Origin of the sequence: Robertmurraya dakarensis, assembly GCF_900156875.1 — a bacterium.
GTDB lineage: Bacteria > Bacillota > Bacilli > Bacillales > Cytobacillaceae > Robertmurraya > Robertmurraya dakarensis.
On the sequence record NZ_LT707406.1, the window covers coordinates 24,022 to 38,757 of the forward strand.

12 protein-coding genes are annotated in these 14,736 nt (G+C 37.1%); 5 read left to right on the top strand and 7 right to left on the bottom strand.

Going from position 1 to position 14,736, the window contains the following annotated elements; genetic code table 11:
• Positions 1-28: 28 nt before the first annotated feature.
• The 7 genes from CZ487_RS00495 to CZ487_RS00525 all read right to left on the bottom strand — a co-directional run bounded on the left by CZ487_RS00495 (position 29) and on the right by CZ487_RS00525 (position 8,755).
• A complete protein-coding gene (locus tag CZ487_RS00495) occupies positions 29-1,330 on the bottom strand; it encodes a restriction endonuclease subunit S (protein WP_077210397.1) in 1,302 nt (433 codons plus the stop codon).
• A complete protein-coding gene (locus CZ487_RS00500; RefSeq protein ID WP_077210398.1) occupies positions 1,330-2,823 on the bottom strand; it encodes a type I restriction-modification system subunit M in 1,494 nt (497 codons plus the stop codon). The genes CZ487_RS00495 and CZ487_RS00500 overlap by 1 nt, the downstream gene beginning before the upstream one ends.
• 135 nt (positions 2,824-2,958) lie before the next feature.
• On the bottom strand, positions 2,959-3,573 hold the full coding sequence (locus CZ487_RS00505) for a uracil-DNA glycosylase (RefSeq protein WP_237562773.1): 615 nt from the start codon (positions 3,571-3,573) through the stop codon (positions 2,959-2,961).
• 46 nt (positions 3,574-3,619) lie between these two features.
• A complete protein-coding gene (locus CZ487_RS00510) occupies positions 3,620-3,934 on the bottom strand; it encodes a hypothetical protein (RefSeq protein ID WP_077210400.1) in 315 nt (104 codons plus the stop codon).
• Between the two features lie 644 nt (positions 3,935-4,578).
• Entirely contained in the window at positions 4,579-5,823 is a 1,245-nt protein-coding gene (locus tag CZ487_RS00515; protein WP_084783094.1) for an acyl-CoA dehydrogenase family protein, read from the bottom strand.
• 47 nt (positions 5,824-5,870) lie between these two features.
• Positions 5,871-7,502, bottom strand: a complete 1,632-nt coding sequence (locus CZ487_RS00520) for a long-chain-fatty-acid--CoA ligase (protein WP_077210401.1) — start codon at positions 7,500-7,502, stop codon at positions 5,871-5,873.
• 341 nt (positions 7,503-7,843) lie between these two features.
• Positions 7,844-8,755 (bottom strand): LysR family transcriptional regulator, encoded by a 912-nt coding sequence (locus CZ487_RS00525; protein WP_084783095.1) that lies wholly within the window; start codon positions 8,753-8,755, stop codon positions 7,844-7,846.
• 280 nt (positions 8,756-9,035) lie between these two features.
• Between CZ487_RS00525 and CZ487_RS00530 the strand changes: the two genes are divergently transcribed.
• The 5 genes from CZ487_RS00530 (at position 9,036) to CZ487_RS00550 (ending at position 14,660) form a co-directional block, all read left to right on the top strand.
• Complete coding sequence (locus tag CZ487_RS00530) at positions 9,036-10,112, top strand: TRAP transporter substrate-binding protein (protein WP_237562778.1); 1,077 nt, start codon at positions 9,036-9,038, stop codon at positions 10,110-10,112.
• A gap of 129 nt (positions 10,113-10,241) precedes the next feature.
• The gene (locus CZ487_RS00535) at positions 10,242-10,676 is read left to right on the top strand and encodes a PaaI family thioesterase (RefSeq protein ID WP_077210404.1); all 435 of its coding nucleotides are present in this window, start codon (positions 10,242-10,244) and stop codon (positions 10,674-10,676) included.
• Between the two features lie 33 nt (positions 10,677-10,709).
• Positions 10,710-11,873 carry an acyl-CoA dehydrogenase family protein gene (locus CZ487_RS00540; RefSeq protein ID WP_077210405.1) on the top strand — a complete coding sequence of 388 codons (1,164 nt, stop codon included), beginning with the start codon at positions 10,710-10,712 and terminating at the stop codon, positions 11,871-11,873.
• A 1-nt stretch (position 11,874) separates the two neighbouring features.
• The gene (locus CZ487_RS00545) at positions 11,875-13,041 is read left to right on the top strand and encodes an acyl-CoA dehydrogenase family protein (protein WP_077210406.1); all 1,167 of its coding nucleotides are present in this window, start codon (positions 11,875-11,877) and stop codon (positions 13,039-13,041) included.
• A 65-nt stretch (positions 13,042-13,106) separates the two neighbouring features.
• Positions 13,107-14,660 (top strand): class I adenylate-forming enzyme family protein, encoded by a 1,554-nt coding sequence (locus CZ487_RS00550; protein WP_237562774.1) that lies wholly within the window; start codon positions 13,107-13,109, stop codon positions 14,658-14,660.
• Positions 14,661-14,736 lie beyond the last annotated feature (76 nt).

A 14,736-nucleotide genomic window follows, 5' to 3' on the forward strand; every position in this document is an offset into this window, starting at 1 on the left:
ACTCACCCCCTAAGGAAAAGGGGACAGCTTACACCGTCACCCGGATTCTTCCTGTTAATAATTGTTGCATTAAACCTTTTTTGAGTTCTGTGTATTTTGCTTTTTGTTGTTCATAGCTTTCAATTTCGTCGTCGACTGATGATAGGATTTCGGCGATTTTTTGTTGTTCAATTATGGAAGGGACTACTATCTTAAATTCTCGTATTTGTTGAAAATTTAATCCTTCACGAGTTTGACCAAGTTGTTGTTTAAATATTTGTTGTTGACCCAATGGTGACGATAAATAAGAATTTAAAAAATAAGGATACAATTCCTTTTTTGCTCTAATGATGCAGACATGCTGATTCACATTTGCTCTAGGAAATCCAAAAGGTACGACGGTACATCTACCAATAGATGCACCGGTAATATTTAACAAAACATCATTTTCAAATACTCTTGTTCTTTTCATTTTTCCATCAATTTCATCAGAAATATAAGCAATATCTTCTAGCCTAATTCCTAGAAAATGAACATTTTGACTACGGATAAATAATACACCCTCGTTTTGATAGACACTTCTTCCACCCTTCGGGGTTATACCACTTCCAATAAAACTTGCTAAAGATCCAACTGTTGTTACTTCCCATTCTATAGGGATTCTTCCAATCTCAGTATCCTTAAACTCTTTATGACCAATACCTTTAGTTAGCAATTGCTGCATCAAGCCTTTTTTGAGTTCTTTCGTTGATTTAATTAATTTTTCGGTGTTCTCAATTTGCTCATCAACAGTAGAAAGTATTTCGGCTATTTTTTGCTGTTCGTCAAGAGGTGGAACAATCACTTTTAATGCCCTAATGTTACTCATGGAAAGTGCCGGTTGTGATGTAGTGGTTAGATACTTATTAATTTCTTTCTTCCCATAGTAAGAAAGTAGATAATATAATAAATATTTCGGTGTAATATCATTTAATTTACAAGTCAATTTTGCAACATTTGGAGCCAAGTGATACTTATCATTTTCTTCAATGATTGCCATTTCGCCAATTGTTCCGACATAGGAAAATAATAAATCTCCAGATCTTAATTGTGAGCGTGGTAACTTAGTAGAAATATCCCTACAAATTTTTTTTATGTCATCTAATTTAAGTTTACCATTTTTAAGATTTAACGCTCTAAGAGCAATAATCTCACCATCATCCGTGTACTTCATGTACTCAGTGAACTCAAATCCAGCAAGTTTTGTTACATTAACAATATTTCCTATTAAATTAACTTCCCACTCATTTGGAATCTCCCCAAGCTCCGTCATCTTATACCCTTCATGAATTTGCTTAGTTTCCGTTCCCATCACACTTCACCAATCCCAAGTTCTCTAAAATAGCAGTTTAACTTCGCTTTTATATTCGCTTGGTTATTTTCAAGTTCTTGAATATCCTGTAAAACAGCTGCTAAATCCACTTGCTCTTCTTCTTCTGATTTATCTACATAGCGAGTGATATTCAAGTTATAATCGTTCTCTTTAATTTCAGTTAACGGGACAACTCGCGCGTATTTCTCGATATCCTCATATGCATCAAAGGCCGATACGATTTTTTGAATATCTTGGCCTCGTAGGGTATTTTGATTCTTTCCTTCTTGATACTCATCTTCTGCAGCGATAAACAGCACATTTCCTTTTCGTTCTTCAGGCTTATTTCGATTAAAGATCAAAATACACGCCGGAATGCCTGTGCCATAAAAAAGGTTAGATGGAAGACCAATCACGGCTTCCAAAAAGTCAGCTTCCAATAATCCTTGACGAATTTTCCCTTCTGCCCCACCTCGGAATAAGACGCCATGTGGCATGACAACACCAGCCATCCCACTGGATTTGAGGGACGCCACCATATGTTGAACAAATGCGTAATCTCCGGCGTTCTTCGGAGGAATACCATATTGGAATCTGCCATACGGATCAGCCTCTGCTTCCTCCCGTCCCCATTCCTTCAAAGAAAATGGAGGATTGGCGATAACGCGATCAAATAGCATAATTTCTCCGTCTTCAATCAATTTTGGCTGCCGAATCGTATCGCCCTTTTCAATGCGATGATCTGGCAATCCGTGAAGAAGGAGATTCATTTTCGCAATCGACCAAGTACCAAGATTCTTTTCTTGACCAAATAGAGATAGAGATTGTGGATTTCCTCCATGTTCTTTCACATAGTCTACAGACTGAATCAACATCCCGCCCGATCCACATGTTGGGTCATATACCCGCATACCTTCTTCTGGCTTGATGAGTTTAACGAGTAGTTCAACAACTTTTGTCGGTGTGTAGAATTCCCCGCCCTTTTTACCAGCATCGTCGGCAAACATCTTAATTAAATACTCGTATGCTCGTCCTAACATATCTGGTTCAGATAGATTTTCATTGGTTAAGTTGAGTAGAGAAAAATGCTGCAGCAACCGTTGTAACACGCTGTCTGTAAGGACTTCCTTACGGTTAAAGTCAATTGGTGTTAAGACCCCTTCAAGAGTGGCATTTTCATTCTCAAGCGCTTCAAAAGCGACATTAATGGCCGTTCCAATATCCTCTGAATGTTTACGAATCTCTTCCCACTGAGCAGCCTTTGGAACAAAGAATTGATACTGGTCCGGATCGTCAGCAAGCAGCAACCCGATCTCTTCCCCATGCTCTTTAATGAGGTTCTTTTTTTGTTCCTCAAACGTATCACTTAATCGCTTTAAAAATAGCAACCCAAATATATAATTTTTATAATCACTCGAATCAACCGATCCACGTAAAATATCGGCTGACTTCCATAAATGTGACTCTAGTTCTTGTAACGTTAACTTTCCCAAGATGATTTCTCTCCTCATCATGTCTAATTTCCTATATATTCTATTGTAATCAAAATTCTATGGAAAAAGGAAATTATTTAACAGATCCTGTCGATTTCCATACTTATAAGAGAACTCAGCCAGAAAAACGCTTCTTTACTCTTCATTATTAGAGAAGTTAAGAGGTTCAAGCCCTTTTAATATTCTGGCCCGATAATTATGTTTCAATTGTTTAAAATCTGTTCGTTGCTGCTGGAATGTTCTTGTGCCCATGTTCATTACTTGAGGACTTGGATGATAAAGTGGATAGATGTAACGATTATTCCATTTACGATAAGTTGCTACATCCTTCTTTAAAATTAATTCGTGCGATTCAATTTCGTTTAACGCTTCCAATGCTTTTTTGCCTAATGGAACCACAACCTTAGGGTTTACCAGATCAATGATTTTCGCTAAATAAGTATGGCAGTTATGTACTTCTTGTTTTGTTGGTTTTCTCACGTTCCCTTGTTCATTGGTAGGACAGCATAGAACGGCATTGGTTACAAAAACATCTGAACGATCCCAATTCGTTGCGGCCAATAGTTTCTCAAAATTATTCCCCGTAGCATCCCCGTGCAATGGTATTCCTGTTACATCTGCACCCTTCGGACCAGGAGCTTCCGCAACAAACATAATATCTGATTCAAGATTGCCATTCTCATAGCTTAGGACAGCTTCAGAATGCTTCATTGCTTCACAAAGCACACAGCTTTTTGCTGCTTTAATCAACTGGTTATATTCCATCTCCTTGTTAGTATTTTGTATAGATATTTCTCTACCTATTTAGCCGGGCAAATCCCTCATATACAAAAAAATAAATCTCAATATACACACCACTTTCATTATGAAATTGGTTAATAATCTCTACACCCTCAAACGGAATCGTAATCGTTAATCCTCTTTCATCAGAAATCTTAAGATTCCTTTCTTTGGGGGATTCCGTATTAATAATGGATACTTTTAAATTCTTGCCCCTCATTTCAATTGAATCTTCCCATCCTTCATAATTGGTCATTAACTTTACTTCATAAGGAATAACAGTACTGGTTATATCTTTTAGCCGTTCAAAGAACTCATTACTGCTTGTCATAAATAAACCTCCAAAAACGTAATTAATTAAATATTATATTTTGTAGGTAATTTATCCTTGTTTTTATAGATTAATAGTTAAAAGATTTACTTCCTCAGCAAACCTCTCTACCTCTAAGGTTGAGTTTCAAAATAATCCCTATTCACTGACGACCCGTAGTCTTTTGGTTTGGGTGGGCCATGTGATAGGCTGGTCGCCGGAAGACGCAAGTTGTTTGAACGAGGTACGAGTGAGTAGTGAATTCCGGCAGCGTTGATCCATCACATGAGCCCTGGGGCCCCGAACCAAAAGGAAACGGAAGCGTCAGGGCGCAGGAAAAATATTCAGAGGGATAAGACTATAATGATATACTTAGATAATACTTCTTTGAATAGAGTTAATAGCTGCGGAGAAAGCGCCTGCAGGAGGTCGTTGTCGTAAAATACTGGGGCAGCTGAGTTCCAACCTCTCTTTAAGGCCACGAAAAAATCTTCACAATATATAAACAAAAAAAAGAGCGCCAGTTTAAGCACTCATTTTCTTATACTTGTCATACGCCTACCTTAAAAATTATTTATAAGCTTTGTTCCTGATAAAAGGAGAGGCAACAAAACAGGCCTATGTACTATTAATAGTGTGAATAGTGTTAAGTAATATTACCATTATCAATTGAAATTAAGGTCTCCTTTTAACAGCCTTCTCGCAATCGTACGACGCTGAATTTCCGCAGTCCCGTCAGGAACCCTTCTTGCACGTGCCCAACGCCAGGCCTTTTCTAGCTTCATTTCATTGGTTAGACCCATACCTCCCATTATCTGCATACAACGGTCTACAACTCGAAATGCCATTTCTGTATTAAAAGCCTTGATAATAGAGATTTCTTTTAAAGGGATATCCTTTTGATTTTCCATTTTCCATGCACAATGTATCATCATATTACGTCCTGCATAGATATCCATAGCACATTCAGCCAGCAACATTTGAATCGCCTGATGATTATCTATTGTAACCCCAAATGTTTTACGCTGTTTAGCGTATTCAATCGCGCGATCTAACGCCCATTGGGCAATTCCTACACAATAGGCAGCCTGTACAACTCTTCCAATATCCACACCATGCAAAGCTGCTCCAAACCCATCGTTTAATTTCCCAATTATATTTGCTTCGTGTACGCGAGCATCTTCTAGTGAAATAATACCGATGTTGCTCCCTACACTCCCCAAATAGGGGATTACAGAGGTATTTATACATGTTTTCTGGTCAAATGGAACAAGAAAAGCCGTGATTCCACCTTTTCTTTTTGCTACCAATTCAGGTTCTGTAATAGCAAATACAATGGCATAATCAGCATAAGGTGAATTTGTAATCCATTGTTTCGTTCCATTAATGATCCAATGCTCCCCATCTTTTATTGCTCTTGTTTTCATACTCCAAACATCAGAGCCAGCATCAGGTTCACTTAACCCGAAACATAGAAGTGATTCTCCACTCCTTACCTTTGGCAAAATTTCTTCTCTCAGTTTAGGTGTTAGACCTAATAAAACAGGGGATAATCCACCAGTAAATAATCCGGGAGGAAAGATTTCCTGTATGAATAAGTTAAATCCGTATTTTTTCATCAACTCTTCATGAATCAATGCTGCAGCGACTGGCCCAAATTGATCCCCCATTCCACCTAGCTCAGGCGTCCCAAACATCGTGAAAAATCCTGCTTGAGCTGATTTCACTCTTACTTGACGTAAAGCGTCTTGAATTTCCTTTGTATAATAGCCGTTTTCGTCATATAAGAAGCGTTCATCTTCGATTGCTTTAGCAAACTCCTTTTCCAAAGGAGCCACTTCCACCTCAATGAATCGATCCAAACTAGCAATGACTTCCTTTACCTCATTCGGTACTCTATAATCGATCATTTTTCATCCTCCACATATATCAAGCCATCAGAAATTAAAATTTTCTGTTATGAATGCGTTGTATTGGTGGCTCTTTTTTCTAGTTCCTCTTGAACCAGCACTCTTTTTAATAGCTTTCCTACCGTGTTACGGGGCAATGAATCTCTAATTTCGAAAACCTTTGGAACTTTATAACGTGTAATTTTAAGATAACAATATTCTTTTAATCTCTCCAAGTTAATTTGACAACCCTCTTTTGGAACAATGTAGGCTTTTACTATTTCTTCATGCTCTTGATTTGGAATCCCCACTACAGCCACTTCTTTTACATCAGGATGCTCATAAAGAACATTTTCAATTTCTTGAGGATATATGTTGAATCCCCCAACAATAATCATTTCTTTTTGCCTTCCAACAATGTAAAAGTAGCCTTCTTCATCCATTTTTGCTAAATCACCTGTGTGTAGCCAACCATCTTTTAAGGATTGGTTGGTTTCAGTTTCATTATTCCAATATCCCTTCATAACCTGAGGTCCTTTGATTAATAATTCCCCAACGGAACCTACAGGCAGTTCCTTGTTATGGTTATCAACCACGATAGAATCTGTTCCAGGAACCGGAATACCGATACTCCCTAATTTTTTCTTGATATTGGTAGGGTTGCGGTGTGTTAATGGTGATGCTTCAGAAAGACCAAAGCCTTCTGCAATGTACGATCCTGTTAACTGTTCGAAACGTTTGATTATTTCGGAAGGAAGTGGTGCAGATCCAGACGTACAAAACTTAATGCAATCGAGACCATAATTTTCGACATTAGGATGATTTACAAATGCATTATACATTTTCGGTACACCTGGAAAGAAAGTGGGCTGATATTCTCTAATCAGTTCCAGTACCTGTTCGGTCTCAAATTTTTTAACTAGTAGCAAAGTTCCTCCAATGTATATTCCTAAATTCATTGCATTGGTCATCCCAAGCACATGGTATAGGGGCGTAACTGTTAAAAATATTTCCTTTCCATGTACCATCTGGTCACCATATAAAGATTTGCTTTGTATGACATTTGCAATTAGATTGTAATGAGTTAGCATTACACCTTTCATTTTCCCTGTAGTTCCACCTGTATACTGAATGACTGCAATATCTTCTTGAGGGGAGATATGGGTAGGCTCTTTCAAGTGATTTTTATAGACATTCAGGTCATCTAGGTTTTTCAAAATACTATTTTGCTCACCAATTCCTAATTGTGAAACAAATATATGTTTAAATCCATAGGAATCACCTATTTGATCTACTGTTTTTAAAGCACTCCGTTCTGCTACCAGATATGCAATTTGAGAGTCCTTGACAATTTGCAAGAGCTCTCGAGGTGTATACATGGGATTAATTTGAACAACAATCAAACCAAGTGCTTGGGCTGCATAATATGAAGTGATATAGTCAGGATGGTTTGTTAGCATTAATCCAATACGTTCCCCTTTTTGAGCACCTAATTCCGTCCAGGCAGCTGCTACACGATCTACTCTATCTTTAACTTCACTGTAGGTTATTTTCCTATGTTCGTGGATGATTGCTGTCCGTTCACCATATCGTTTGACTGTATCTTCAAAAATGCTATACAAAGAAACTACTGGTACTTGAAGATCTTTCTGAGTCGATGTATAGAACTTATACCACGGTCGATTTAATAATTGCTGCATAGCTTTTTCCTCCTTCCTACATACGATTAGCAGACTTCTGTCATATGAATTGTTTCCTTAAAGACTAGGAACTCCATCTCCGGAGATAATTAGCCCATGCCTCTATCTTGGATAAGGCTTTACATAAATCAAAGAGCTTTCTCGTTAATTAAATTCTAACATAGACTAATTATTGTTAATTTTATGAATTTTTATAAAATTATTGATAAAATCTATAATCTAAATATAGATTTTTATGTTAAAAGTGTAAGAGGGAGATATTTCATAGATTTAAAACAAATAGAAGATTGATGCAATGAAAATAAAGAAGGCCTTACAATAGTTGTAGTGCCCTGGAGATATCATGCTAGAAACGATTTATATTTGTTTACTAATTCGATAAAACTTTGGTTAGGCCCTGTTAATATAAGATCTTTTCGATAAATTAACAGTGAATATCTTTTTACTGGAGGCAAGTCTGTTATGTTGAGTTTAAATAGATTTCCTTTATTTAAATCTTCCTGTACAGCCATTTGTGGCACGAACGATATTCCTAAGCCAAGTTCTGTCATTTTCTTCACTGCAAATATATCATTTAATTCCATTGTCACCTTTGGCTGAACATTATTACTTTGAAACATTCTGCTGACCTGGTTCCAGTAACCTGTCCCTTTTCCAATCCTAATGATGGGTACTTGATTGATATCTTTTGTCCGTACTTCTTTGAGTCTGGCCAACTTATGATTCGGTGCACAAATAAAGATGGACTGATCAGATGATATGCATTCTGTAACAAATGTAGGATCAATTAAAGAAGGAGTAGCATTTCGAATGAAACCAAACTGAACCTCTCGATTAGAAACCATCTTAATTACATTATCAGTAACCCCAGAATGTAAGATTAACTCTACTGAAAGAAATTTTTCTTTATACTTTTTTAATAGGTTAGGTAAAAAAGAGTTTAATACTGTATAGGATGTAGCGATAGACAAATTTCCATTTAAACCTTCTTTATAGTTACTTATCGTTGATTCTGCCTCCTTTATTAAGGAAAAAATTTGACTAGTATAAGAATACAATAGCCTTCCTGCATCAGTTAAAGTACCTTGTGATTTATCTTTTCTTCGAAATAATTGTACCTCTAACTTATCCTCCAATGACTTTATATGAGAACTAACGGTGGGTTGTGTAACATATAATTCTTTGGCTGCCTCCGAAAAGCTTTTACTTTCGCAAACTTTATTAAAAACTTCTATCTGTTTTAAATCCATCATGTTACCCCCGAGTCATCATCTTTTTTCTATATAATTCATTATCCTGTTATGTGTTTGATACCACTAATAGCCCCATTTGTGATATAAGACCATTTTTTAATTTCTCTCAATATATTATCCTTTTCTCCATTCTCTCGAAGAACAATTGCACTTATTTATTAATTATAAGGTTTATCTATATTTTTATAAATATTTTAAAAATTTTAAATAATTAATCTATGATAAAGTTACATTATTGAAAGCGCTTTTAAAAAATATGGACGGAGGAGTGATAATTTTGGTGAAAAAAAAGAGTGTTCTGTTGATAAGCTTTTTAGTTACTTTTGCTCTAATCTTTTCTGGATGTAGTTCAACCTCAAACACAAGTGATGAGAATACTAATGAGGTAGATGCCTCGGGAAAGGAAATAATAACTCTTAAACTAGCTGCAGCACATCCCCCAACCCATTCAATTCCTAGTGTACTGATTGAACCATTTATGGAAAGGGTTACGGAATTAACAGAAGGTCAAGTAGAGTTTGATTACTATCCGGCAGAGCAATTAGGGAAAGCTGCTGATTTGCTTAATTTAGCCAAGGATGGAGCAACGGATATAGCATATTATGCGAGTCCCTATTATCCTAGTCAAATGCCAATTTCAAGTAACCTAATGGGAATGCCTGGATTGTTCGAGGATACTTATGAGGGGACAATGGCCTTTCATACCATTAGCCAGCAAAGTCCTATATTAGATGAAGATTTCCTAAGTAATGGGGTAAGACCGATCGCAACCTATGTGACCCCTACATATGACTTTTATACAAAGGATAAACAAATAAAGCTTCCGAAAGATTTAGAGGGCATGCAAGTTAGAGCTCCCGGAGGGGTACAAACGAAACTATTAGAATTTCTTGGAGCAACCCCTGTCACTGTTACTACTCCAGAAATGTATGAAGCTTTTGATAAGGGAGTCATTAATACCCTGTACGCAGCTCCGACATCTATACAAGATTTTAAATTAAATGAACTGATAGGATATGGAACGAATGGTGCTAGCTATGGTTCAGGGGCCGTGGGATTAGTTATTAGTGAAAAAAAATGGCAGCAGCTTCCTGAAAACGTGAAAGAAGCCATAAACCAGGCGGGTACAGAAGTGACTGAAGCACACGCAAAGCATATATTAGATGAAAATCAAAAGGCAATGGATAGCTGGTCTTCTGATGGGATTACTTTGCATGAGTTATCATCAGTAGAAAAGGAAGAGTGGATAAAAGTCGCCCAAGAATTTAATGATCAATGGATCGAAGAACAAAATAGTGAAGCATTTGAAAAAGCAGTAGAAATACTTCAGGCAGAAGTAAAGAAATTTCAGGATTAAACTGCTAATGAAGCCCCTATAGTTAAAACATTAACTTAATAGTTAGATCTAACGAAATGCAGTCCAATCTCCCTAACCGAGGGAGATTGGAAATACTGTAGATACAATTTCATATGTGGAGGAAGTTACATGAAAGAAAACATGACAAATGATTACCTTCAAGCCCTTAGGGATGATTTTGAAAGCTCCCCTTTTTGGAAGCATATGGGCATTTCATTTTATCGGTTAGAACCAGGTGATGTGGTGATTCAAATTCCTGTAATAAGGGAACTTATGAATACAAGAAACGTGTTACATGGGGGGGCTATTACTACCATTTTAGACGCCATCATGGGCGTAACGATTTGCTCCGCAAAGGAAGTACTCATAGCAACAGCTTCGTTAACGACCCAATTTCTTGCACCTGTTACGGATGGGACTCTATATGCAAGTGCAAACATCATTAATCCAGGTCAAAGGATTCAACATGTTGAAGCGAAAGTTTTGAACGAGAATGGCAATACGATTGCAAAGGCTGTAGGAACATTTGCCATTATAAAAGATTTAAGTAAAGAAGAATCATAAGAGGATTATATTAAAACATTAAGGAGAGAGAAGATGAATTTTCATTATTCAAAAGAGGCTGAGACTTTTCGGCAATCTTTTCTTACGTGGCTACAAGCCAATTTCCCGCAAGAATGGTATCACGATGTAACTGGAGAAGAGTTAATTAAAAGACGAAAAGAATGGGGCATCATACTTGCAAAAAATGGATGGTGTGCCCCTTCATGGCCGAAAGAATATGGTGGACTAGGACTAACACTTGAACAGCAGCTTGTCTACATAGAGGAGTTAGTAAATGTTAATGCTCCTGAAGTGTTGAATGGAAATGGAATTAGTATTTTTGGGACGACTTTAATTAAATATGGTACGGAGGACCAAAAGAAATATTATTTGCCTCGAATGCTAAATCACGAAGATATTTGGTGTCAAGGCTTCTCAGAGCCGAATTCTGGTTCAGACCTAGGAAGCCTTCAAACCAGAGCAGAGGATAAAGGTGATCACTACATTCTTAATGGGCAAAAGATATGGACTTCGTATGGTCCATATGCAAATAAGTGTTATATCTTAGTCCGGACAGATCCTAATGCTCCAAAACATAAGGGGATCAGTCTAATGATCTTAGATCTCGATCAACCAGGGGTCACTGTTCGGCCTATTCGAGATATAGCCGATAACTCAGACTTTGCGGAAGTGTTTTTGGAAGATGCTGTCGTACCAAAAGAAGATCTGGTTGGAGAATTAAATGCCGGGTGGGAAATGGCTAATTATGCACTTGCTCATGAACGCGGTATTCACATGGCTCAAAGAACATTACGAATGAGGTTTGAATTTAAACAACTACTGTCATTAGTGAAGAATCAAAAGAGTGAGAAAACCCTAGAAAACTCTTTATTGAATCATAGATTAGTAGAAAGTTATCTATCAAGTGAAATATTGAAAAGTCTATCACTTCGAAATATTGCTCTATTAAATCAAAATGAACCCACGGGCGCGCTTCCAGCGATAGGAAAATTAGCATGGAGTGAAAGTCATCAGAAACTACTTAATCTGGCGATGGATATCTTAGGGGAGGAAGCTGTAACCAAAGATGTCCATCAATATTGGATGAATAAGTTTTTATCTTCCCGAGGTGAAACCATTTATGCAGGAACTAGTCAAATTCAGAGAAATATTATCGCCAAATCATTAGATTTGCCTAGTTCGATAGGAGGGAAATAGATTGGAATATCGATTTACAGAAGAACAACAGATGATGAAACAGTCCTTTCATTCATTATTAAATAAGGAACTATCGAACGAAACTTTTCATCAAACCATTGAGGAAAACAAAGGTTTTTCTAAGGAGCTATGGAAAAAAGTAGCCCAAAATGGATGGTTAAGTGTCTTAGCAAAAGGGGATATGCAACTTATTGAGAATATGACTGCACTTGATTTCATGTATCTATGTGAATCAGTTGGTGAAACGCTTTTCCCAGGCCCTTATTCATTAGTCGGCGGATATATTGTCCCTTTTCTAAGTCAATCTACATTAACAACTACGCAGACAGAACTATTGAACAATGTCGTTTCAGGAGAACAACTTATTACTGCTGTTTTACCTCGAATTGAAAAACAAAACAATCGATTTAACTTAATTTGGCCGAGTATTAAAATAATGGAAGAGGAAAATGGCTGTCTTCTCATAAATGGAGAATTGGACCACATCCTATTTGCACAACACTCAAAATTACTATTACTTCCAATAGAAGACTCTAATGGAAAAATATCTGTTTGCTTAATCAATACTGATCGGGAAGGAATTACCATCGTACCCCAAGAATCCGTTGATTTGTCTAAACCGCAAGGAAAGGTTGTACTCGACCGTGTACTCGTTCATTTAAATGATGATTTTGTAGAAAAAAGAGAGAGTGACCACAGTCAACGATTATTTCATCAATTGATGACGTATTTCATTTGTTTAAATGGCGAGATGGTAGGAGGAGCCAATAAAGTTCTAAATCAAACGGTTCATTACGTAAAGGAAAGGAAGCAGTTTGGGGTTTCGGTTGGGTCGTTTCAAGCTAACAAACATATGCTAGCTGATATGTATATGATGCTTGAAAAAGCCCGCAGCTTTAATATATACGTTGCCTTTATGCATGATCAAGACTCTTACAATTACATTGATATCGCTGGAAGTCGACTATTTACAGCAGAGATGTACAAGAAAATATGCGAAGATGCGATTCAGCTACATGGCGGGATGGGGTTCACTTGGGAAGAAGGAATCCATTTCTGGTATAAAACAGCATTATTTCAACTATATCATGTGGCCGACCCTACTAATCTAACACAGTTTATTTTAGAAGAATTGCTTAAAGAGGATAAAGAAAAAATAACGAGTTGATAGCTAATGAATTTATAATGGTAAACCTGCCTTTAACATAAAACTTATAATATTATGGGAGATGTATGATGTTAGTTACAGACCTTATACCTAATAATATAGCTAAATATGGGGAATACCCTTGTATTTATTATCAAGATCGGGAAATTACAAATATGGAAGTTGATAAAGCAGCAAGAGAATTGGCATTCTTTCTGCACTCTATGGGAATTAAAAAAGGTGATTGCGTACTTGTTTCTATGTCCAATTGCCCTGAAGTAATTTATAGCTATCAGGCAATCTTACGTTTAGGGGCAATTGTTATACCTGTTATGCATCTCCTAAACGAAAATGAATTTACTTTTATCCTAGAACACTCAGAAGCAAAAGCAGTCATCACTACTTCTGATGTATTCTCGAAAATTCATTCTGCTTCTGCACGCCTTTCTGGTGAGCTAAAAGTAATCTGTATGGATCAACTGCCAAGTGAAATTCCTCATACAAATATGGAGGTTACGGATTGGCAAAAAGGAAAACTACAAATATCTGAAAATCGGATTCAGGAGATCTACTGTGACATTCATGAAACGGATTTAGCTGTTATTTTATATACATCAGGGACAACCGGGAGACCAAAGGGAGTAATGTTAACACATCGTAACCTATCTGCAAATGTAATTGCACGAACAAGTTTTACGGATGGAAAGCGTGGGACGATGTTAGGAGTTCTACCTCTTGCGCATGTTTATGGATTTAGTGCCATGAATGCCCTTTTTCACCTCGGAAATGCGGTTGTTATTTTCCAAAAGTTTGATGTAGTGAAAATTTTTGAAGCTATTGAAAAATACCAGATCAAATCCTGTTCATTAGTACCTGCCATGATACATGAAATGGTTTCGAGTCCATTTGCTTCTCACTATGATCTGTCTAGTCTCGAAGCGATTGAATCTGGTTCAACTTCTTTACCAGCGAGTCTTCGAGAGGAGGTTCGCAAGAAATTCCAGGCGGAAATATATGATGCCTATGGACTGTCCGAGGCTTCACCGAGTGTTTCCAGGCAGCGTAAGGACATCCCCATCAAAGAAGGGTCAGTAGGGCTCCCACTCCCAGGATTGCAAATCAAAATCGTGGATCAAAACGGTGTAGAGCTACCGACAGGACAAATAGGGGAACTGATTGTGAAAGGTGACAATATTACACCTGGTTATTATAAGAATGAAGAGGCAACAAAGGAAGCGATTAAAGATGGATGGCTTTTCACAGGGGATATGGCAAAAGTGGATGAAGATGGCTATCTTTATATTGTAGGTCGAAAAAAGGAATTGATTATTCGGGGCGGGTTTAATATTTACCCTCGTGATCTAGAGGAACTACTGTTAAAACACGAGGAAGTATTCGAAGCAGCTGTCATCGGTGTACCTTCAGAACGAATGGGCGAAGAAGTGATCGCATGTGTTATCAAAAAAACGTCATCTACCCTTAGTGAAGATGATTTAATCAGCTACTGTCAAACACATCTTGCCAAATACAAAACTCCTCGCCGAATTGTATTTCTTAATGAGTTACCTAAAAACAAAATAGGGAAAATATTGAAATTAAAATTGAAAGAAATATATTCCCATATCGATGTTTTAACTTAACTTATATACTAATGTGCACTATTTGGCACATTGGTTTTTTTTATTTAATAGAACAAAAAATGAAGGACGATCACAA

Bases quoted from the DNA above. Each gene is read 5' to 3' on its own strand.
- CZ487_RS00495 (WP_077210397.1), bottom strand. From the start codon at position 1,330: ATGGGAACGGAAACTAAGCAAATTCATGAAGGGTATAAGATGACGGAG.
- CZ487_RS00510 (WP_077210400.1), bottom strand. From the start codon at position 3,934: ATGACAAGCAGTAATGAGTTCTTTGAACGGCTAAAAGATATAACCAGT.
- CZ487_RS00515 (WP_084783094.1), bottom strand. From the start codon at position 5,823: ATGATCGATTATAGAGTACCGAATGAGGTAAAGGAAGTCATTGCTAGT.
- CZ487_RS00520 (WP_077210401.1), bottom strand. From the start codon at position 7,502: ATGCAGCAATTATTAAATCGACCGTGGTATAAGTTCTATACATCGACT.
- CZ487_RS00525 (WP_084783095.1), bottom strand. From the start codon at position 8,755: ATGATGGATTTAAAACAGATAGAAGTTTTTAATAAAGTTTGCGAAAGT.
- CZ487_RS00535 (WP_077210404.1), top strand. From the start codon at position 10,242: ATGAAAGAAAACATGACAAATGATTACCTTCAAGCCCTTAGGGATGAT.
- CZ487_RS00540 (WP_077210405.1), top strand. From the start codon at position 10,710: ATGAATTTTCATTATTCAAAAGAGGCTGAGACTTTTCGGCAATCTTTT.
- CZ487_RS00550 (WP_237562774.1), top strand. From the start codon at position 13,107: ATGATGTTAGTTACAGACCTTATACCTAATAATATAGCTAAATATGGG.